We start from the raw sequence: 20,963 nt of genomic DNA on the forward strand, positions 1-20,963 counted from the left end.
CTAAAAATGCTTTATCTATGGGTCAAAGCCTTTCACATCATCAGCATCGTCTGCTGGTTTGCCGGGCTGTTCTACCTGCCACGCCTATTCGTCTACCACGCCCAAAGCGAGGATACCGTCAGCAAGGAACGCTTCAGCATCATGGAGCGCAAGCTCTACCGCGGCATCATGGGCCCTGCGATGATCGCCAGCCTGATATTCGGCGCCTGGCTGATCTACCTCAACCCCAGCCTCTTTCAATCCGGCGGCTGGATCCACGCCAAGCTCACCCTGGTCGTGCTGCTGATCGGCTACCACCATATGTGTGGCGCGCAGGTAAAACGCTTCGGCCGTGGCGAAAATACCCGCAGCCATGTCTTTTATCGCTGGTTCAATGAAGTCCCGGTTCTGCTATTGCTGGCTATCGTAATTTTGGTCGTGGTCAAACCGTTCTAACTTCAACTACCCGGGGTACCTCCAATGTCGCTGCCCGCTCTGCTTGAACAACGTCTGCGCCTGCCCCTGGTGGTGGCGCCGATGTTCCTGATTTCCAATCCGCAACTGGTGCTGGCGTGCTGTCGCAATGGCGTGGTGGGGAGCTTTCCTGCGCTCAACCAACGCGAAAGCAGTGGCTTTAAGGCCTGGCTGGAGGAAATCGAAGCAGGCCTGGCGCAGTTGGAGAATCCCGCGCCGTATGCCGTCAACCTCATCGTGCACAACAGCAACCCACGCCTGGAGGCGGACCTGGCGATCTGCGTCGAGCACAAAGTACCGATCGTGATCACCAGCCTGGGCGCCGTCAAAGAGCTGGTGGATGCCGTGCACAGCTACGGCGGCCTGGTGTTTCACGATGTCACTACCCGCCGCCACGCCGAAAAAGCCGCCGAAGCCGGTGTGGACGGCCTGATTGCCGTGGCTGCAGGCGCCGGTGGCCATGCCGGCACCTGGAGCCCGTTCTCGCTGATTGCCGAGATTCGCCAGTTCTTCGACAAGACCCTGCTGCTCGCGGGGTGCCTCAATCACGGGCACGAGATTCTTGCCGCGCAGTTGCTGGGGGCGGACCTGGCGTATTTCGGCACACGCTTTATCGGCACCACCGAAAGCCACGCTCCAGATGCGTATAAAGAGATGCTGCTCACATCGCGCGCCGCCGACATCGTGCACACTCCCGCAGTCTCCGGCGTGCCCGCTAGCTTTATGCGCCAAAGCCTGGAAAATGCCGGGTTCGACCTCGCAACGCTGCAAGGCAAAGGCGAGGTCAACTTCGGTTCCAAGCTCAAGCCGTTGAGCGACGAAGCCAAGGCGTGGAAGATCGTATGGTCCGCCGGCCAAGGCGTCGGTGAGATTGATGATTTACCCAGCGTCGATGAACTCGTTGCCCGCCTGGATGCCGAATACCGCAAGGCGCACGAGCAGGCCGCACAGTTGCGCTGGCCGCGCTGACCCAACCGATAGGCCTGCCGATTGAGCGGGCCTGCACCCCCATACCTGAATCAGTGACAAGGAAGCCCGCATGAGCGACAACCGCTTCAAGATTGTGTTTGATGGAGCCTTGCTCCCGGGTGTCGAAAGCACCACGGCCAAGCTGAACCTGGCTGAGCTGTTCAAGAGCACCGTCGAGGACATCGAGAAACTCTTCACCGGCCGCCAGGTCGCACTCAAACGCGACCTGTCGCGCCCCGACGCCGAAACTTATCTCGCCGCGCTGAAAAACGCCGGTGTAGATGCGCGCATCGAAGCTGAACAGCCTGTGGCATTCAGCCTTGCCGAAACCCACGAGACGGATTCCAGCGCCTCAGACTTCTCCCGCCCAGCCGCTTCACCGTACGCACCGCCACGCTCCACCGTCGGTGAGAACCTGCCCGAATACGCAACCCTCAAGATCTTCACGATCAATGGCCGTATCGGTCGCCTGCGATACCTGGCATGGACGCTGGTGTTGACCGTCGCCATGCTCGTCGCAGCAGGTATCCTCAGCACCGTGGGCTTCGCCATTGCCACCGCGTCCCCAACCACAGCCATCATCGTCGGCTCGCTGCTGGGCTTTGCGCTGTGCATCGCGGTGGTGGTCGTGAGCGTGCAGATCGGCGTGCAACGCCTGCACGACCTGGGCTGGTCTGGCTGGTTGTACCTGCTGAACCTGGTTCCACTGGTGAACAGCATTTTCCCGCTCCTGCTGCTGGTGCTGCCAGGTAACGCCGGCGCCAACCAATACGGCGCACCGCCACCGCGCAACTCCACGGCGGTGAAGGTTCTGGCCTCGCTATGGCTGGCGTTCATTCCGCTGATGCTGATCCTCGTGGTGTCGCTGGGCATGAATGGCTACTTTGACCAACTCGAAGCCAACGTAGACAGCAGCTACGAAAGCAGCTCCATCACCGCCGATGAAGACGCTGACCAAAGCGTGATCGTCGAGGAAGACGACGCGCAAAGTGCTGACGAAGCAGCCGAACCTGTAGACTCTGCGCAAGAACAGTAAAGAAACGCCCCCATCCGTGATGCCTCCATCATCGATGGGGGCGTTGCGATGGAGAAAGGCATGACCCGTTACGCTCTGATCACCGGTGCCTCCAGCGGCATCGGCCTGGCCTTGGCCGAAGCCCTGGCCCGTCGCGGCCGCAGCTTGATTCTGGTGGCCCGCCAGCGTGATCAGTTGGAAAGCATTGCACTCGAATTGACTCAGCGCTTCGGCGTCGAGGTGCTGTTTCGTGCCTGCGACCTAGGCGAGCCACTGCGTTTGTCAGGGTTCCTGCTGGAGCTTGAAGAGGGCGAGCGGCAGATCGATTTGCTGGTCAACTGTGCCGGTATCGGTACCAGCGGTCCCTTCCTGGCCCAGGACTGGATGACCGAGCAAGACCTGATTGAAGTCAACATCCTCGCCCTAACCCGCATGTGTCACGCACTGGGCAATACCATGGCGCTGCACGGTGGCGGGCAGATTCTCAACGTCGCCTCGGTTGCCGCGTTCCAGCCCGGCCCGTGGATGAGCAGCTACTACGCCAGCAAGGCCTATGTGCTGCATTTTTCCGAAGGTTTGCGTGAAGAACTGAAGACCTGCGGCATCAAGGTCTCGGTGCTTTGCCCCGGCCCGACACGCACTGCATTCTTCGGCACTGCACAAATGGACACTGCCAAACTCGACCGCAGTGAGCAACTGATGAGCCCGGAAGAGGTGGCGCTGTATACCGTGCGCGCACTGGAAAAGAACAAAGCCATCATCATCCCCGGCCGCCGCAACCGCTGGCTCGCCTTCAGCCCACGTTTCAGCCCGCGCTGGCTGACGCGCAAGATTGCCGGTGCCATCAACAAGGCCTATTGCCCACGCTGAATGGCTGAGTACACTCACCCTGCACTTTCATAATGGAGAAATAGCTGTGGATACTCTGTTCACCAAGATCATCAACAGAGAAATACCCGCGACGATCATCTACGAAGATGATCAAGTCCTCGCCTTCCACGATATTGCCCCGCAGGCACCCGTGCATTTTCTGGTGATCCCGAAGAAGCCGGTCCGCACCCTGAATGACCTCAAGGAAGAAGACAAGGCGCTGGCCGGGCATATCCTGTTCACGGCCCAGCGCCTGGCCCTTGAACTCGGCTGCGAAGACGGCTTTCGAGTCGTCATGAACTGCAATGAGAAGGGCGGGCAAACCGTCTATCACATCCACATGCACGTGCTGGGTCAGCGCCAGATGAACTGGCCGCCGGGCTGAGGATCATCTGGGGGCTTGCGACCGCTTCGTACACGCGCGCAAGCAAGCTCCCTCGCCGCAATGGCAAATTGACTCAGGGCAAACGCTTGTCCCTCTCTTGCGGTAAACTGGCCGCCGAGATTCTTCCCGGAGGTCAGCATGACTACCCAACGTCACTACTCGCCGATTGACCGTCTGTTGCTGCAGGCCGACATGGCCATGCGCACGCTGCTGCCCTTCAGCGGCCAACCCTACCGCCCGTCGCCCGCCATCGTGCAGCCCGACGCGCAGATGAGCGAGACCGACACGCGTCACGTCGCCGGCCTGATGCGCATCAACCATACCGGCGAAGTCTGTGCCCAGGCGCTGTACCAGGGCCAGGCGCTGACCGCCAAGCTGCCGCAGGTGCGCGCGGCCATGGAGCATGCAGCCGAGGAAGAAATCGATCACCTGGCCTGGTGTGAACAACGCATTCGCCAACTGGGCAGCCATCCCAGCGTACTGAACCCGCTGTTCTATGGTTTGTCGTTTGGTATCGGCGCGGCTGCCGGCTTGATCAGCGACAAGGTCAGCCTGGGTTTTGTCGCCGCGACTGAGCATCAAGTGTGCAAGCACCTGGATGAACACCTTGAACAACTGCCGGCCGAAGACGAAAAGTCCCGGGCCATCCTTGAGCAGATGCGTATCGATGAAGAACACCACGCTGAAAGCGCCCTGGATGCTGGCGGTTTCCGCTTCCCGGCGCCGGTACGGTTCGGCATGAGCCTGCTGGCCAAGGTCATGACCAAAAGCACCTACCGCATCTGACCCAACCCGCAGCCGAAAAAAAGGGCGCTTTCACAGCGCCCTTTTCTTTTTGCCGATCGGCAATCAACCCAGCTCGATAATCTCGTAATCATGGGTGATCGCCACACCGGCTGCGCCAAGCATGATCGATGCCGAGCAGTACTTCTCTGCCGACAGCTCGATGGCACGCTTGACCTGAGCTTCTTTCAGCCCACGGCCCTTCACCACGAAGTGCATATGGATCTTGGTGAACACCTTCGGATCTTCAGTGGCGCGCTCGGCTTCCAGGAAGGCTTCGCAGCTCTCCACGGCCTGGCGGGATTTTTTCAGGATGCTGACCACGTCGAAATTGCTGCAACCGCCCACGCCCAGCAGGAGCATTTCCATCGGACGTACGCCCAGGTTGCGGCCACCGGCTTCCGGCGGACCATCCATGACCACTACATGGCCACTGCCCGACTCACCGAGGAACATGGCTTCGCCCGCCCATTGGATGCGTGCCTTCATCGCCCAGACTCCACTGCTAAAAAAGGGTCGCCAGCTTAGCACAGGGCCCAAGGGCGACAGCGTTTCCCTTCAAAGTGATCGATAGCCACGCTTGCTCGGTAAATTCGCTAATCGAGTCAGAATGTGTCTGTTAAGCTGGCGCCAAATGAGTGGCGTATTGCCACCCTTTATACAACGTGTATCAATGCCGATACCGCTGAGTACAACAACTCCAACCACCTCGCGCTGCCTTTCGGGATACAACCATGGTTGCTCTGACGCCCATACCCAAGATCAAGAATCTCGACAAGTTGCTGATGCACTGTCAGCGCCGGCGTTACCCGGCCAAGCACAACATCATCTGTGCCGGCGAGCGCTCTGAAACGCTGTTCTTCATTATCAAGGGCTCAGTCACCATCCTGATCGAGGATGAAGACGGCCGCGAGATGATCATCGCCTACCTGAACACCGGGGATTTTTTTGGCGAGCTGGGGCTGTTTGAACAAGCGGGCAAGGAGCAAGAACGCAGCGCCTGGGTACGCGCCAAGATCGAGTGCGAAGTGGCCGAGATCAGTTACACCAAGTTTCGCGAACTGGCCCAACAGGATCCCGACATTCTCTACGCCCTCAGCGGTCAAATCGCCCAACGCCTGCGCGACACCACACGCAAGGTCGGCGACCTGGCGTTCTTCGACGTCACCGGCCGTGTAGCCCGCTGCCTGCTGGAACTGTGCAAGCAGCCCGACGCGATGACTCACCCGGACGGCATGCAGATCAAAGTCACGCGCCAGGAAATCGGGCGCATTGTCGGCTGCTCGCGGGAGATGGTCGGCCGCGTGCTCAAGGACCTGGAAGAGCGCAACCTGGTCCACGTCAAAGGCAAGACAATGGTGGTGTTCGGGACTCGTTAAACCGCCAGGAAGCTGGCCAGCATCTGACGGTACAAGGTATCCAGCCGGCTGATGGCATCCGGCGCAGGGAAGGCTTCGTGCAGGGCGATATGACTGTCGGCACGCACCCGCTGGTCGAGGCCGCACGCTTGATTGAAACGGTTGACCGCGGCGATCAACTCTTCGCGATCGTTATCCAGCAACAACGCACCGTGCACCAGACCCACCGGGCGGCCACCGCTTTGCCGCCAGCGCTGGGCGGTGCCGACCATTTTGCGGCCATCGAGGTTGACGTTGTAGCGACCGTCGCAGAACGCCCCGTCGATTTCACCCACGGAGGCGTTGCCGCCCAACTCGATCAGCAAGTCGCAGATCGGCTGGCATAGACGCTGATAACCGGTTTCGATGCGGCCTTGATCGCCTTCACTTCGCGGGGGGGTGTAGACCAGCGCGATATTGACCGTGGCACTCGATTGCGGCACCGGCTCACCACCCGTTTCGCGCAAGAGCACCGGCCAACCGGCATCCGCAGACACGCGGCTGGCGACATCGAAAGCCGGCAGTCGACTCAACCGGCGCGGCATCACCAAGGCTTGATCGCTGGGTTGCCAGAACAGCAGGCCGTATTCCAGCTCACCGGCGCAAACCGCAGCCAACAAATCTTGCTCGGCAGCAAGGCCTGCTTCGACGGTCATCATCACGGGCTGAGTCATCAAACACCTACCTCTCTGGATAAACACAAAACCCAATGTGGGAGGGGGCTTGCCCCGATAGCGGTGGGTCAACCAGCAAATGTATTGCCTGGAACCCTGCTATCGGGGGCAAGCCCCCTCCCACATTTTGATTACATTTCACGTCAATCGAGCGTGGAACCACTCACCGACACGCCACGCTCCGGGAAGAACAGACGTTGCAATTCTGCCCCCGGGTTCTCGGCGCGCATGAAGGTCTCGCCCACCAGGAACGAATACACGTCGCTGATTTCCATCAGCTCCACGTCGGCGCGGTTGACGATGCCGCTCTCGGTAATCACCAAACGGTCGCGCGGAATACGCGGCAGCAGGTCGAGGGTGTTTTCCAGGCTGACTTCAAAGGTGTGCAGGTTACGGTTGTTGACCCCCACCAGCGGGGTGTCGAGGGTTTTCAGTGCGCGTTCCAACTCATCGCCGTCGTGCACTTCAACCAGCACGTCCAGGCCGACGCTTTTGGCCACGGCCGCCAACTCGGCCATCTTCACGTCATCCAGTGCGGAGACGATCAGCAGCACGCAGTCGGCGCCCAAGGCACGGGCTTCGACGATCTGGTACGGATCAACCATGAAATCCTTGCGGATCACCGGCAACTTGCACGCCGCACGGGCCTGCTGCAGGAACAGGTCCGAGCCCTGGAAGAAATCGATATCAGTCAGAACCGACAGGCATGTCGCCCCGCCCTTCTCATAGCTGACGGCGATTTGCGCAGGCTCGAAGTTTTCGCGAATCACGCCTTTGCTTGGCGAGGCCTTCTTGATCTCTGCGATGACCGCCGGCTGCTTTTTCTTGGCCTGGTCAATCAAGGCCTTGGCAAATCCGCGTGGAGCGTCAGCGGCCTTCGCCAGGGCTTCCAGCTCGGCCAGGCTCACGCGGGCACGGCGCTCGGCGACTTCTTCGGCCTTGCGGGCCAGGATTTTTTCCAGAACGGTCGGCACACTCATCCTTCATTCTCCATCTTGAATACGGCAGTGAATGCTCCCAGTTCCTCGAGTTTTTCACGAGCCAGACCGGTGTGCAGCGCATCGTGGGCCAAGGCGACACCCTCTGTAAGACTATAGGCGTGGTCAGCTGCGTAAAGTGCCGCGCCAGCATTCAGAACAATCATTTCCGCAGCCTTTTGACCGTTCTCAGTCTTGCGTCGCCCCAGGGCATCACGAATCAGTTCCAGGGAGGCTGCCGGGCTTTCCACCGCCAAACCGTGCAGGCTCTGGCTTTTCATGCCCAAGTCTTCAGGTTCGACCCAATATTCGGTGATCTGGTCATTCTTCAATTCCGCCACAAAGGTCGGCGCTGCCAGGCTGAATTCATCCAGGCCGTCTTTGGAATGCACCACCAGTACATGCTTGCTGCCCATACGCTGGAGCACTTCTGCCAAGGGGCGGCACAACGCTTGGCTGAACACGCCCACCACCTGGTGCTTCACACCGGCCGGATTCGTAAGCGGGCCAAGCATGTTGAACAGGGTACGCAGGCCCAGGTCTTTGCGCGGGCCGGCGGCGTGCTTCATCGCACCGTGATGGGTCTGGGCAAACATGAAGCCAATACCAACGTTGTCGATGCAACGTGCCACTTGCACCGGCGTCAGGTTCAGGTAGATTCCGGCCGCTTCCAGCAGGTCGGCACTGCCGCTCTTGCCAGATACTGCACGGTTACCGTGCTTGGCCACGGTGCAACCTGCGGCGGCCACCACAAAAGATGAAGCCGTCGAGACGTTGAAGATATTTGCACCGTCACCGCCGGTACCGACCACATCGACCACGCCGTCGAGGGTCTTGAGTTCAACCTTGTCGGCCAACTCACGCATCACCGAGACGGCGCCGACGATCTCGTCGATGCTTTCGCTCTTCATGCGCATCGCCATCATGAACGCACCGATCTGCGCGTCGGTGCATTGGCCGGTCATGATCTCGCGCATCACATCGCTCATTTCAGCGGTGCTCAGGTCCAGATGGCCGACGATACGGCTCAGGGCAGTCTTGATATCCATGGAAAGTCCTTAGCGCGTGCCGCCGCTCTGCTTGAGAAAGTTGGCGAACAGCTCGTAGCCCTGCTCGGTCAGGATCGACTCGGGGTGAAACTGCACCCCTTCGATATTCAGTGTCTTGTGACGCAGGCCCATGATCTCGTCAACGGAGCCGTCTTCCAGTTGGGTCCAGGCCGTCAGCTCCAGGCATTCTGGCAAGGTTTCACGCTTGACCACCAGCGAGTGGTAGCGGGTCACCGTCACCGGATTGTTCAGGGCCTGGAACACACCCAGGTCTTTATGGAACACCGGGCTGGTCTTGCCGTGCATCACCTGGCGTGCGCGCACCACGTCACCGCCAAACGCCTGGCCGATGGATTGATGGCCCAGGCACACGCCCAGGATCGGCAGCTTGCCGGCGAAATACTGGATAGCTTCGAGGGAAATACCAGCCTCGGTCGGCGTGCACGGGCCAGGCGAAACCACGATGCGTTCGGGGTTCAGCGCGGCGATCTCGGCTACGGTCAGTTCGTCGTTGCGCACTACCTTGACCTCGGCACCCAGCTCGCCCAGGTACTGCACAACGTTGTAGGTAAAGGAGTCGTAGTTATCAATCATCAGCAACATGGGGGAAACCTCAGGAATTGGGGGTCTGTTCAGCCAGCGCAACGGCGCGGAACATCGCGCGGCGCTTGTTCAGGGTTTCTTCCCATTCGAGGGCCGGCACCGAGTCGGCGACAATCCCGCCACCGGCCTGCACATGCAGCTCCCCGTCCTTGATCACCGCCGTGCGGATCGCAATGGCGGTGTCCATGTTGCCGTTCCAGGCGAAATACCCCACGGCGCCGCCGTAGACACCACGCTTGACCGGCTCCAGCTCATCGATGATTTCCATCGCACGAATCTTCGGTGCACCCGACAAGGTGCCCGCCGGCAGAATCGCCCGCAGTGCGTCCATCGCGGTCAGGCCAGCCTTCAACTCGCCAGTTACGTTGGACACAATATGCATCACGTTGGAATAACGCTCGATGACCATCTTCTCGGTGAGCTTCACCGAACCGATTTCCGACACGCGCCCGGTGTCATTGCGGCCCAGGTCGATCAGCATCAAGTGCTCGGCGATTTCCTTGTCATCGCTGAGCAGGTCTTCTTCCAGCGCCTGGTCTGCTTCTTCGGTCGCGCCGCGCGGGCGGGTGCCAGCAATCGGGCGCACGGTGATCAGGTTGTCTTCAACCCGCACCAGCACTTCCGGCGAGCTGCCCACGACGTGGAAGTCGCCAAAGTTGAAGAAGTACATGTACGGCGTCGGGTTGAAGCAGCGCAGCGCCCGGTACAGGTCGATGGGCGCAGCCTTGAAGTCGATCGACATGCGTTGCGACGGCACCACCTGCATGCAGTCGCCAGCGAGGATGTATTCCTTGATGGTGTCGACGGCGCGCTCGTAGTCATCCTGGGTGAAACTGGAGCGGAACACCGGGTCAGCTGCCGGTGGACGGCTGAGGTCCAGGCCGCGACGCGGAGTGATCGGCTGGCGCAGTTTTTCCAGCAGGGCTTCCAGGCTGGCCTGGCCTTGCTCGAACGCGTCCTCGCGGGACGGGTCGGCGAGTACGATGGCGTGCATCTTGCCGGCGAGGTTGTCGAACACCACCACCGCGTCGGACACCATCAGCAGAATATCCGGCACGCCCAGCGGATCCGGGTTCGGGCATTTGCCCAGGCGTTTCTCCACGTAGCGCACGCAGTCGTAGCCGAAGTAACCCACCAGGCCGCCATTAAAACGCGGCAGACCCGCAATGGTCGGCACGTTGTAGCGCGCCTTGAAGGCTTCGACAAAGGCCAGCGGGTCTTCGACGTCATGGCTTTCGATCTCGACGCCATCATGGGTGATGCTCACGTGATGGTCGTGCACCCGCATCACCGTGCGGCATGGCAGGCCAATGATCGAATAACGGCCCCATTTCTCGCCGCCTTGTACCGATTCCAACAGATAGGAATTGGGTTCGTCGGCCAGTTTCAGGTAGATCGACAGCGGCGTGTCGAAGTCGGCCAGGGTTTCGCAGGCCAGGGGAATACGGTTATAGCCGGCAGCGGCCAAACGCAGGAATTCTTCGCGATTCATGAGGTGCCTCGTGGTGTGAGGGTCTAACAGTCAGGTATGCAAACGTGCCGCATGGCGCGGCCAGGATCAGTCAGGCGCGCCAACGCCAGCGGGCCAGGGCCTTGATGACTTTCATCCAGAGTTTGCGAGTGACCACCACGATGGGATTTCCAGAAGGGGACGGATCGGTATCGGGCAACGTTATCTCAGCGCCCGCTCCCAAGCAACCGGGGATTAACAGTCGCAGGTCATCAATCACCAGCGCTGGCGACTCTTCGGCAATCGGCCGGCCATGGTTGTAGCCGTAGCTGAGTGCGACACACTGCACGCCCGCCGCCTTTGCCGCCTGCACGTCACTGCGCGAATCGCCGACAAACAACGACTGGGACGCCGGGATATTGGCCATTTTCATCACGAAAAACAGCGCCGCCGGATCGGGTTTCTTCTGTGGCAAGGTGTCGCCACCGATGATCCAGCGGAAATACCGGCCGATTTTCATCTGGTCCAACAACGGCGCGACGAAGCGCTCCGGCTTGTTGGTGATCAGGGCCATTTCCACGCCCTGCTTGTGCAGCCATTTGAGGGTGTCGCGCACGCCGGGGTAGACCACGGTCAATTCGTGGCCGTCTTCATAGGCAGCGTTGAACAGTTCCAGGGCGTGCTCGGCTTCCACGTCATCGACCCCTTCAGCATCGATGTGGTTGGCCAGGGCCCGACGCACCAACATCTGCACGCCATTGCCGACCCAGTCGCGTACCGACTCGATCCCAGCGGGCTTGCGACCCAACTTGAGCAGCATCTGGTCCACCGCTGCCGCCAGGTCTGGCACCGAGTCGATCAACGTACCGTCCAGATCGAACATCACCAGCCGGGGCAGTTTGCCGGAGAACAGCTGCTCAAAGCCGCTCATGGACGCGCCAACGCCAGTTCGGCGCGCATCTTGTCGATCACGTCCTGATAGTTCGGCGCGTTGAAGATCGCCGAGCCGGCCACGAACGTGTCAGCGCCAGCAGCGGCAATTTCACGGATATTGTTGACGTTGACCCCGCCGTCGATTTCCAGGCGGATATCACGGCCCGAGGCATCGATCAGCGCGCGGGCTTCGCGCAGCTTGTCGAGGGTGCCGGGGATGAACTTCTGCCCGCCGAAACCTGGGTTGACGCTCATCAGCAGCACCATGTCGACCTTGTCCATCACGTACTTGAGCACGTCCAGCGGAGTGGCCGGGTTGAACACCAGGCCCGCCTTGCAACCGCCTTCACGGATCAGTTGCAGGGTGCGGTCGACGTGCAGCGTCGCTTCCGGGTGGAAGGTGATGTAGGTCGCGCCGGCTTCGATGAAGTCGCCGATGATGCGGTCTACCGGGCTGACCATCAGGTGCGCGTCGATCGGCGCGGTCACGCCGTATTTGCGCAACGCCGCGCAGACCATCGGGCCGATGGTCAGGTTGGGCACGTAATGGTTGTCCATGACATCGAAGTGCACGAAGTCGGCACCGGCGGCCAACACGTTATCCACTTCCTCACCCAGGCGGGCGAAATCGGCGGAGAGAATCGATGGGGCAATAACGAAGGGCTGCATGACGCACCTTTTCTGAGCTAAATCACGATGGCGCGCATTGTATACCTCATGCTTTGCTGCGCGCACCGTGACCTGGCTCAATGGCTAGTACGCGGCCCGGTAGATTTTCTCGATATCCGCCACGCTGAGCTTGCGTGGGTTGTTGCGCATCAGCCGTTCGATCCCCGCAGCTTCCGTGGCCATGCCAGGGATCGCACCTTCGGGGATCCCGAAACTGCGCAGCCCTGCCGGGATCTCCACTGCCGCGCAGAGTCGCGTCATCGCCTCGACCGCCTGGTCGGCTGCGTCATTGGCACTCAACCCTGTGATGTTCACGCCCATCGCCTGGGCAATGTCCTGCATGCGCTCGACACACGCGAGCTTGTTCCAATGCATCACATAGGGCAGCAACAGCGCGTTACTCACGCCATGGGCAATATTGAAGCGCCCGCCCAGCGGGTATGCCAACGCATGCACCGCGCCCACCCCGGCGTTGCCAAAGGCCATGCCGGCCATCAGGCTGGCGGTGGCCATGTCGTCGCGGGCCTGCAAATTGGCCGGGTTGGCATAGGCCTTGGGCAGCGCCTTGGCGATCAGCTTGATGGCGCCAATGGCCAGGGCATCGGTGATTGGCGAGGCGTTCAGCGACAAGTAGGACTCAATGGCATGCACCAGCGCATCCACGCCACTGGCGGCAGTGACGCTACGCGGGCAGGTCAGGGTCATTTGCGGGCTGATCAGCGCAACGTCCGGCAGCAAGTAGTCGCTGACGATGCCTTTCTTCAACTGAGCGACTTTGTCAGAGAGGATCGCCACATTGGTCACCTCCGAGCCGGTACCGGCCGTGGTCGGAATAGCGATCAGCGGCGGGCCCTTGCGTGGCACTTGGTCGACACCAAACAAGTCGGCCAAGGCGCCGTGGTAACCGGCGTAGGCGGCCACGCTTTTGGCGATGTCGATGGCACTGCCGCCGCCCAGCCCGATCAGGCCGTCGTGCCCGCCGTCGCGGTAGGCTTGTATGCAGTCTTCGACAATGGCGATTTCCGGGTCGGGCAGCACGCGATCGAAAATCTCGTAGGGGCGCTCCCCCAGGTGTTCGAGCGCCAGCGCCACCGTGCCGGACTTGACCAGCACGGCGTCGGTAACGATCAGCGGGTTATCCACATCCAGGCGTGTGAGCTCAAAGGCCAGTTGTTCGATGGCGCCAGCGCCGGTCAGGAGTTTGTGGGCGATCTTGAATGAGGAAGTACTCATGTGCGCGGCCTCTTATTCGGAAATGGGCTGGCACAAGAGTAGCTGGTGATTTTGGGTTGCCTAGCATTCAGCAACTGAATGGTAATTATCTGAATGAACACAAAACCACTGTGGGAGGGGGCTTGCTCCCGATGGCAGTGGGTCAGTCACCTCATCTGTAACTGATCCACCGCCATCGGGAGCAAGCCCCCTCCCACATTTGAATCTCCAGCAGGCCGTTAGACCGCCGCTGTTCGCAGCTTCTCGCTACGCCCACGCAACCATTCCAACGTCAGCAACAGCAACACCGAGAACGCAATCAGCAAGGTCGCCGCTGCGGCAATGGTGGGGCTGAGGTTTTCGCGGATACCGCTGAACATCTGCCGTGGCAAGGTCGCTTGCTCCGGGCCGGCGAGGAACAGCGTCACCACCACCTCATCGAACGAGGTGGCGAACGCAAACAGCGCCCCGGAAATCACCCCCGGTGCAATCAACGGCAAGGTCACCCGACGAAACGCCGTCAGTGGCGAAGCCCCCAGGCTGGCCGCCGCACGTACCAGATTGTGGTTAAACCCCTGCAACGTCGCCGACACGGTGATGATCACAAACGGCACACCCAACACCGCATGCACCACGATCAGCGAGAAGAAGCTGTTACCCAGGCCCAGCGGCGCAAAGAACAGGTAGCTGGCCACGCCGATGATCACCACCGGTACCACCATCGGCGAAATCACCAGCGCCATCACCAGCGCCTTGCCGGGGAAATTGCCACGGGTCAGGCCAATCGCTGCCAATGTGCCGAACACCATCGCCAGCAGCGTGGCCGCCGGGGCGACGATGATGCTGTTCTTCAGCGCACGCATCCACTCGGCCGAGGCGAAGAAATCCTGGTACCAATGCAGCGAGAAACCTTGCAGCGGGTACACCAGGAAACTGCCGCTGTTGAACGACAGCGGGATGATCACCAGCACCGGCAGAATCAAAAACAATAGGATCAAGCCGCAGAGGATCCGCAAGCTGTAGAACCAAACCCGCTCAACGGGCGACATATAAGGGCTCAGCATCGCAAGGTCTCCTCAGCTCAGGCGCAGGCGGCTGGCGCCGACCAGACGGTTGTAGATCAGATACAGCACCACGGTCGCCAGCAGCAACAAGCCGCCCAACGCCGTCGCCATGCCCCAGTTGATGCTGGTGTTGGTATAGAAGGCCACGAAGTAGCTGACCATCTGGTCGTTCGGGCTGCCCAGCAAAGCCGGGGTGATGTAGTAACCAATCGCCAGGATGAACACCAGCAGGCAACCGGCGCCCACACCGGCGTAGGTCTGTGGGAAATATACGCGCCAGAAACTGGCGAACGGGTGGCAGCCCAGGGAAATCGCCGCACGCATGTAGGTCGGCGAGATGCCTTTCATCACGCTGTAGATCGGCAGGATCATGAATGGCAACAGAATGTGCACCATGGAGATGTAGACGCCGGTGCGGTTGAACACCAGTTCCAGGGGCTTATCGATCAGGCCCATGCCCATCAGCGCGCTGTTGATCAGGCCGCCGGACTGCAACAGCACGATCCACGCAGCCACTCGCACCAGGATCGAGGTCCAGAACGGCAACAGCACCAGAATCATCAGCAGGTTGCTTTTACGCGCCGGCAAGTTGGCCAGCAGATACGCCAACGGGTAGGCCAGCAGCAGGCAGATAACAGTGATCACCAGGCCCATCCAGAAGGTGCGGGCGAAGATGTCCAGGTAGATCGCCTGGTCCGGAGTGGCCGGGGCCACTTCGCCGAGGTCGTCGATACGGTGATCCACGGCCGCCAGCAGGTAGAACGGTGTCAGGCTGCTGGTATTGCGCCGGATCGCCTGCCAGTACGCCGGGTCGCCCCAGCGTTCGTCGAGGGTTTCCAGCGCTTCTTTATAAGAGGCCGGCGCTTCGGTAAACGGCAGCGCCCGCGCAGTTTTGGTCAGCAGGCTGCGATAGCCGGCCAATTCCATGTTCAAGCGTTTGGACAGGTCGCCCAGGGTCTGGTTTTTGCGTGCCTCGCCCAAGTCCTCACTGAGGGCCTGGTACACCGGCTCGCCCGGCAGGCCACGGCCGTCCCAGGCAGTCACCGCCACCACGGTACGCGGTAAACCGCCCACCACTTCCGGATTGCCGACGCTCTTGAACAGCAGTGCGACGATCGGCACCAGAAACACCAGCAGCAAGAACAGCACCAGCGGCGCAATCAAGGCCTGGGCCTTCCAGCGATTGAGCCGCTCGGCACGCGCCAGGCGCTGCTTGAGGGTGGGGATGGCGATGGCCATGGCAAACTCCGGATCTTGAAGAGAAATGCAGATCTCCTGTGGGCGGGGGCTTACCCCTCCCACAGGGGTTAGGCGGTGTTATTTAGCGGCCCAGGAGTTGAAGCGCTGCTCCAGTTGCTCACCGTTATCCGCCCAGAAGCTCACGTCGATCTGCACCTGGTTGGCGATGTTCTCTGGGGTAGTCGGCATGTCCTTGAGGATGTCCTTGGCCAGCAACGGCACGGCTTGGGTGTTGGCCGGGCCGTAGGCGATGTTTTCCGAGTAGGTCTTCTGTTGCTGCGGCGCGACCGAGAAGGCGATGAATTTCTTCGCTGCTTCTGCACGCTCCTTGGCCAGGCCTTTTGGAATCGCCCACGCGTCGAAGTCGTAGATGCCGCCGTTCCACACCACTTTCAGGTTGCTTTCTTTTTGCACCGCAGCGATGCGACCGTTGTAGGCCGAGCTCATCACCACATCACCCGAGGCGAGGTACTGCGGCGGCTGTGCGCCGGCTTCCCACCACTGGATCGACGGTTTGAGTTCGTCGAGCTTCTTGAACGCACGGTCCTGGCCATCTTTGCCAGCCAGCACTTTGTACACGTCCTTCGGCGCTACGCCGTCGGCCATCAACGCGAACTCCAGGGTGTACTTGGCGCCTTTGCGCAGGCCGCGCTTGCCCGGGAATTTCTTGGTGTCCCAGAAATCCGCCCAGCTGGTTGGCGCGGAGGCCAGTTTGTCGGCGTTGTACGCCAGCACCGTCGACCATACGAAGAAGCCCACGCCGCACGGCTGGATCGCGCCCTTCACGTAGTTGGCGCTGTCGCCGAACAGTTTCGGGTCGAGCGGTTCGAACATGTCTTCGTCGCAACCGCGCGACAGCTCCGGCGATTCCACTTCGACCAGGTCCCAGGACACGCTCTTGGTGTCGACCATGGCTTTGACCTTGGCCATCTCACCGTTGTACTCACCGGCGACGATCTTGCCGTTGCCCGCGCTTTCCCACGGTGCGTAGAAGGCCTTGACCTGAGCCGCCTTATTCGCGCCGCCGAAGGACACGACCGTCAGGTCCGGGCCCGCCATGGCCTGTGTCGCGCCCATCAAGCTCAATGCCAGAACGGAATACTTCAAGGAACTCAACATTGTTGTTCTCTCCACGTGCAGGGTTGGTGAAGCCATGGGGGCGATCAATTCGCCTCTAGAAGTGGGTCGAGTGCGCGAACGTGCTCGACTTGCCAGCCAATCGGTACCACGTCGCCGACCGCCAGGGCTGGATCCAGCTCGGCAATCGGTTGTTTCACAAAAAAATCGGCCTTGCCGCAGACTTCCAGGCGTACACGCACGTGGTCGCCCAAGTAGATGAATTCGGCCACCCGCCCAGAGAAGCGGTTGACGCAGCTCTCGCTGGAGCCATTGAGACTGACCCGCTCCGGACGCACCGACAGCGTCACCGGGCCGCCGATCTGGCCGACGTTGATCGCCAGCGCCTCGACCTTCTCGCCCCGCGCCAGCTCCACCACGCAGCGCTCACCGGTGTGGCTGTGCAGACGACCATTGAGGCGGTTGTTCTCGCCGATGAAGTTGGCGACGAAGGTATTCTTCGGTTCTTCATACAAAGTGCGTGGCGGAGCGATCTGTTGGATCTCGCCTTGGTGGAACACCGCCACACGATCAGACATCGTCAGCGCTTCACCCTGGTCGTGAGTCACGTACACCACGGTGACGCCGAGGCGTTGGTGCAGGTGCTTGATCTCCATCTGCATGTGTTCGCGCAGTTGCTTGTCGAGGGCGCCGAGAGGTTCGTCCATCAGCACCAACTGCGGTTCGAACACCAACGCACGGGCCAGGGCCACGCGCTGTTGCTGGCCGCCGGAGAGTTGTGCCGGATAGCGCTGGGCGAAGGCGTCGAGCTGGACCATGCTCAGCACGCGCTTGACCCGCTCGCTGACATCGGTCTTGCTCAAGCCGCGCACAGACAAGGGAAACGCCAGGTTCTCGGCCACGGTCATGTGCGGGAACAGCGCGTAGTTCTGGAACACCATGCCGATATCGCGCTTGTGCGGCGGCACGTTGTTGATGGAACGCCCGGCCAGCAGGATCTCGCCAGCGGTCGGCGTTTCAAAGCCGGCGAGCATCATCAGGCTGGTGGTCTTGCCCGAACCCGAAGGCCCGAGCAGGGTGAGGAACTCGCCCTTGCGAATCTCCAGGTTGAGGTCTTTGACGATCAGGTTCTCGCCGTCGTAGCTCTTTTGCACGCCACGAAAGCTGACCAGTACATCATTTGAATCCACCTCGCTCATACCCGCACCTTTGTGTTTTGGACTGCTGTGGCACAAGCGTAGTCCAGGGGCGAGGCCCCGGAAATCGGGGGCCAGGAGAGAATTGCATCAGCCGGATGGAAGGTTGGGGGTAGGGATTGCCCTACACGGATGGCGGGCACTGGACAGTGCAGCGCCAAGGAGCGAGCTGCAAGTGGCAAGAATGGGCGCGACGACGTTTTGTGGGGCGTCGCAAATAGATATGTCGCTACAGAAGTTTGTGCTCCATGGCGTACTTCACCAGTTCAGCCAGGGAGGTGATATTGAGCTTTTGCATCAGGCGCGCCTTATGGGTGCTGATGGTCTTGCTGCTCAGCGCCAGTTGCTGGGCGATGTCATTGACGTTGGCGCCCTGGGCCAGGCGCTCGAACACCGAAAACTCACGCTCTGAGAGCAGCGAGTGCAACGGCCGGGCATCGGTGAGGCCGACTTCGAAGACCATGCGGTCGGCCAGGTCCGGGTCGATGTAGCGCCCGCCCGCCGCGACCTTGCGAATCGCCGTGAGCAACAGCGCCGGGTCGCTGTCCTTGGTCGCATAACCGGCAGCACCGACCTTCAGGGCACGGGCGGCCATTTGCGCTTCGTCGTGCATCGACAGCACCAGGATCGCTGGCGGATTGTTCAGCGCGCGAATCCGCGCAATCGCTTCCAGGCCATTGACGCCGGGCATCGAGATGTCCAGCAACACCACCTCGCACGGCACATGACGCAACGTGTCCAACAACTGTTCGCCATTGCTCGCCTCGCCGACGACCAACAGGTCTTTGGCCAGGCCGATCAATTGCTTGATGCCTTCACGAACGATGGTGTGGTCTTCGGCTACCAGTACGCGGATCACAGGGACTTCCTCTTGGCGTTATGCATCCAGCGGCACCGTCACACTCAGGGTGGTGCCCTCCCCCAACTCACTGTGCAGGCTCAACTGCCCGCCCATGATCAACACCCGCTCGCGCATGCCGACCAAGCCAAACGAGACCGCACGGCCTTCCGGCTGGACGAAGCCGACACCGTCATCGCTGATGGTCAGCCGCAAATCCGGGCCGTCGATGGCCAGGGTCAGTTCCACAGTATGCGCCTGGGCGTGGCGCATCACATTGGTCAGCGCCTCCTGCAGGATACGAAACAGGCCGATGGCCTTGGCGTCGCTCAGGGCCGGCAAGTTTTCCGGCACCTGCACCAAACACGGTATCTGCGTACGCGCTTCGAAACGCCGAGCCTGCCATTCAATTGCGGAGGCAATGCCGGCGTCGAGAATCGGTGGGCGCAGCGCGGTCGCCACGTCCCGCACCAGTTGGAACAATTGAGCGATCAGGCGCTTCATGCTGTTCAAGCGTTCGTGCAGGCCAGGGTCCAGTTGCGCATAGGCCAACTCGCACATGGAGGTTTCCAGCTTGAGCACGGTGAGCATCTGCCCGAGTTCGTCGTGCACTTCGCGGGCGATGCGGGCCTTTTCCTCTTCGCGCACGGTTTCCAGGTGGGCCGACAGTTCGCGCAGTTGCGCTTCACTTTGCATCAACGCGGCCAGCGTGCGGCGCAGTTCGGTGACGTCGTTCAGGTAAACCACCAAGTACTCGGCCTCGGCAAACCGCAGGAAGCTCAAGGACACGTTGGCCGGCAGGATGCTCCCGTCGGCGCGCACACAGTCGGTGGCGAAATTCTGCGGCCCCTCTTCGCTAGCGCGTGCGCGCTTCCACAAGTTGAGCCAGCGGTCCATGTCCAGGGTCGGGTCGAGGTCGACCAACGGCCGCTCGATCAGTGCGCCGGCGGCATAACCGAGCATGCTTTCGGCGGCGTGGTTGGCGTAGCGCACATGGCTGTCCCAGTTGACCCAGAGGATGCCGACGGTGCTTTGGTCGATGGAAAACTGCGTCAAGCGCAGCGCTTCGGCACCGGCTGCGCGGGCGGCACTTTCTTCCCGTGCCGCCAGCAGGCAATGTTCGAGCACACGTTGCTGGCGGCGCTGCCAGAACACGGTCGCCAGACTGGCGAGCAGCAGCAGGCTGAGTAACAGGCTCAGGTTCTGCCACAGCCCAGGTGACTCCGATAATCGTGGGTATTTGGGTTGCAGCCAGCGGCTGTGCAACTGGTCGAGATCGCGGGCGGGAACGGCGCCCAAGGCACTTTCCATGATGCCGGCCAGTTCGGGCCAATCCCGCCGCGTGGCCACTCGCAGCAATTGCGGCAGGCCAATGTCGCCCACTACCGCCAACCCGGCAAACTCGGCCTCGCCAGACAACCGGCTCAATTGCGCTTCGTCCACCACCGCATATCGCGCTTGCTGGCTGACCAGCAACTGTAAGGCCTGGCGCTCCATCGGCACGCCTTGCAGGTTGAGGCTGGGATACGTGCTGCGCAGGTAATCGGCCACGGCACTGGGCATGCGCACGGCAACGCGGGATTGATCGTCGAGTTTTTCCAACTCCACGGCGCCACCGCCTTCACGGATGCCGACGATGTGCTGGGGCACACGCATGTACGGGTCGCTGAACAACCACAGGCGTAAACCGGCCGGGGTTTGTTGCAGTCCCGGCGCGATGTCCACTTCGTCGTCGCGGACGGCGGCTTCCAGTTGTTCCTGATTGGGGAAATTGCGCCAGGTCAGCTCGATATTCAGCGCCTTGGCCAGCCACTGCATCAACTCCACATTGGCCCCGGACAAGCGCTGCAAGCGCCGGTCGTATTGCGCGTAAGGCACCTGCAACACCACGCCCACCCGCAGTTCCGGGTGCTGGGCCAGCCATTCGCGCTGCTGCACATTGAGCTGCGCCTGCGGGGTGACAGGCGCGGGGGAGGCGTTAGCCATCAAGGCGACGCACAAACAGCCGATAACCAGCAGACAGCGAAAACCCATGATCCACGTCTCACATCACTGACAAAAACTGACCAACCCATTAGGCTGCTGGAATCTCTTCTGGCCGGAAATCTAC

The 20,963-nt window shown here is 61.0% G+C and carries 22 protein-coding genes; 7 read left to right on the plus strand and 15 right to left on the minus strand.

Annotation, left to right across the window (positions count from 1 at the left end):
• Nucleotides 1-6 precede the first annotated feature (6 nt).
• From hemJ to coq7, 6 genes are all read left to right on the plus strand, one after another.
• Nucleotides 7-435 (plus strand): protoporphyrinogen oxidase HemJ, encoded by a 429-nt coding sequence (gene hemJ / locus PspS35_RS26935; RefSeq protein WP_159937472.1) that lies wholly within the window; start codon nucleotides 7-9, stop codon nucleotides 433-435.
• Between the two features lie 24 nt (nucleotides 436-459).
• Complete coding sequence (locus PspS35_RS26940) at nucleotides 460-1,422, plus strand: nitronate monooxygenase family protein (RefSeq protein WP_159937473.1); 963 nt, start codon at nucleotides 460-462, stop codon at nucleotides 1,420-1,422.
• Between the two features lie 70 nt (nucleotides 1,423-1,492).
• Nucleotides 1,493-2,458 carry a DUF805 domain-containing protein gene (locus PspS35_RS26945; protein ID WP_159937474.1) on the plus strand — a complete coding sequence of 322 codons (966 nt, stop codon included), beginning with the start codon at nucleotides 1,493-1,495 and terminating at the stop codon, nucleotides 2,456-2,458.
• A gap of 60 nt (nucleotides 2,459-2,518) precedes the next feature.
• Complete coding sequence (locus PspS35_RS26950; RefSeq protein WP_159937475.1) at nucleotides 2,519-3,307, plus strand: SDR family oxidoreductase; 789 nt, start codon at nucleotides 2,519-2,521, stop codon at nucleotides 3,305-3,307.
• A 46-nt stretch (nucleotides 3,308-3,353) separates the two neighbouring features.
• Nucleotides 3,354-3,692: a histidine triad nucleotide-binding protein gene (locus PspS35_RS26955; protein WP_159937476.1), complete on the plus strand. Its 339-nt coding sequence runs from the start codon at nucleotides 3,354-3,356 to the stop codon at nucleotides 3,690-3,692.
• A gap of 138 nt (nucleotides 3,693-3,830) precedes the next feature.
• Complete coding sequence (gene coq7, locus PspS35_RS26960; protein WP_017739622.1) at nucleotides 3,831-4,478, plus strand: 2-polyprenyl-3-methyl-6-methoxy-1,4-benzoquinone monooxygenase; 648 nt, start codon at nucleotides 3,831-3,833, stop codon at nucleotides 4,476-4,478.
• A gap of 63 nt (nucleotides 4,479-4,541) precedes the next feature.
• Here the strand turns inward: coq7 and PspS35_RS26965 are convergent, their stop codons facing one another.
• Nucleotides 4,542-4,964, minus strand: coding sequence for an OsmC family protein (locus PspS35_RS26965; protein WP_003176451.1), 423 nt, complete (start codon nucleotides 4,962-4,964; stop codon nucleotides 4,542-4,544).
• Between the two features lie 245 nt (nucleotides 4,965-5,209).
• Here PspS35_RS26965 and crp point away from each other — a divergent pair, with 245 nt between their 5' ends.
• Nucleotides 5,210-5,854, plus strand: a complete 645-nt coding sequence (gene crp / locus PspS35_RS26970) for a cAMP-activated global transcriptional regulator CRP (protein WP_053131204.1) — start codon at nucleotides 5,210-5,212, stop codon at nucleotides 5,852-5,854.
• Here crp and PspS35_RS26975 read toward each other — a convergent pair.
• The 14 genes from PspS35_RS26975 to PspS35_RS27040 form a co-directional block, all read right to left on the minus strand.
• Entirely contained in the window at nucleotides 5,851-6,546 is a 696-nt protein-coding gene (locus tag PspS35_RS26975) for a lipoate--protein ligase family protein (protein WP_159937477.1), read from the minus strand. The genes crp and PspS35_RS26975 overlap by 4 nt on opposite strands.
• Nucleotides 6,547-6,689: 143 nt before the next feature.
• Nucleotides 6,690-7,526, minus strand: coding sequence for an indole-3-glycerol phosphate synthase TrpC (gene trpC, locus PspS35_RS26980; RefSeq protein WP_159937478.1), 837 nt, complete (start codon nucleotides 7,524-7,526; stop codon nucleotides 6,690-6,692).
• Nucleotides 7,523-8,572 carry an anthranilate phosphoribosyltransferase gene (trpD, locus tag PspS35_RS26985; RefSeq protein WP_159937479.1) on the minus strand — a complete coding sequence of 350 codons (1,050 nt, stop codon included), beginning with the start codon at nucleotides 8,570-8,572 and terminating at the stop codon, nucleotides 7,523-7,525. The genes trpC and trpD overlap by 4 nt, the downstream gene beginning before the upstream one ends.
• Nucleotides 8,573-8,581: 9 nt before the next feature.
• Nucleotides 8,582-9,175, minus strand: a complete 594-nt coding sequence (locus PspS35_RS26990) for an aminodeoxychorismate/anthranilate synthase component II (RefSeq protein ID WP_159937480.1) — start codon at nucleotides 9,173-9,175, stop codon at nucleotides 8,582-8,584.
• Nucleotides 9,176-9,185: 10 nt separating this feature from the next.
• Nucleotides 9,186-10,667: an anthranilate synthase component I gene (gene trpE / locus PspS35_RS26995; RefSeq protein ID WP_159937481.1), complete on the minus strand. Its 1,482-nt coding sequence runs from the start codon at nucleotides 10,665-10,667 to the stop codon at nucleotides 9,186-9,188.
• Between the two features lie 70 nt (nucleotides 10,668-10,737).
• Nucleotides 10,738-11,556: a phosphoglycolate phosphatase gene (locus tag PspS35_RS27000; RefSeq protein WP_159937482.1), complete on the minus strand. Its 819-nt coding sequence runs from the start codon at nucleotides 11,554-11,556 to the stop codon at nucleotides 10,738-10,740.
• Complete coding sequence (gene rpe, locus PspS35_RS27005; protein WP_017739614.1) at nucleotides 11,553-12,227, minus strand: ribulose-phosphate 3-epimerase; 675 nt, start codon at nucleotides 12,225-12,227, stop codon at nucleotides 11,553-11,555. The genes PspS35_RS27000 and rpe overlap by 4 nt, the downstream gene beginning before the upstream one ends.
• Before the next feature lie 84 nt (nucleotides 12,228-12,311).
• Nucleotides 12,312-13,460, minus strand: a complete 1,149-nt coding sequence (locus PspS35_RS27010) for an iron-containing alcohol dehydrogenase (protein ID WP_159937483.1) — start codon at nucleotides 13,458-13,460, stop codon at nucleotides 12,312-12,314.
• A 218-nt stretch (nucleotides 13,461-13,678) separates the two neighbouring features.
• Nucleotides 13,679-14,503 carry an ABC transporter permease gene (locus tag PspS35_RS27015; RefSeq protein ID WP_159937484.1) on the minus strand — a complete coding sequence of 275 codons (825 nt, stop codon included), beginning with the start codon at nucleotides 14,501-14,503 and terminating at the stop codon, nucleotides 13,679-13,681.
• 12 nt (nucleotides 14,504-14,515) lie between these two features.
• Nucleotides 14,516-15,742, minus strand: a complete 1,227-nt coding sequence (locus PspS35_RS27020) for an ABC transporter permease (protein WP_099585657.1) — start codon at nucleotides 15,740-15,742, stop codon at nucleotides 14,516-14,518.
• A gap of 78 nt (nucleotides 15,743-15,820) precedes the next feature.
• Complete coding sequence (locus PspS35_RS27025) at nucleotides 15,821-16,861, minus strand: ABC transporter substrate-binding protein (RefSeq protein ID WP_159937485.1); 1,041 nt, start codon at nucleotides 16,859-16,861, stop codon at nucleotides 15,821-15,823.
• 44 nt (nucleotides 16,862-16,905) lie between these two features.
• On the minus strand, nucleotides 16,906-18,018 hold the full coding sequence (locus tag PspS35_RS27030; protein WP_159937486.1) for an ABC transporter ATP-binding protein: 1,113 nt from the start codon (nucleotides 18,016-18,018) through the stop codon (nucleotides 16,906-16,908).
• 226 nt (nucleotides 18,019-18,244) lie between these two features.
• The gene (locus tag PspS35_RS27035; RefSeq protein ID WP_159937487.1) at nucleotides 18,245-18,874 is read right to left on the minus strand and encodes a response regulator transcription factor; all 630 of its coding nucleotides are present in this window, start codon (nucleotides 18,872-18,874) and stop codon (nucleotides 18,245-18,247) included.
• Between the two features lie 18 nt (nucleotides 18,875-18,892).
• Nucleotides 18,893-20,887, minus strand: coding sequence for a transporter substrate-binding domain-containing protein (locus tag PspS35_RS27040; protein ID WP_159937488.1), 1,995 nt, complete (start codon nucleotides 20,885-20,887; stop codon nucleotides 18,893-18,895).
• Nucleotides 20,888-20,963: the final 76 nt, after the last annotated feature.

This window comes from Pseudomonas sp. S35 (assembly GCF_009866765.1).
Taxonomy (GTDB): Bacteria; Pseudomonadota; Gammaproteobacteria; order Pseudomonadales; family Pseudomonadaceae; genus Aquipseudomonas.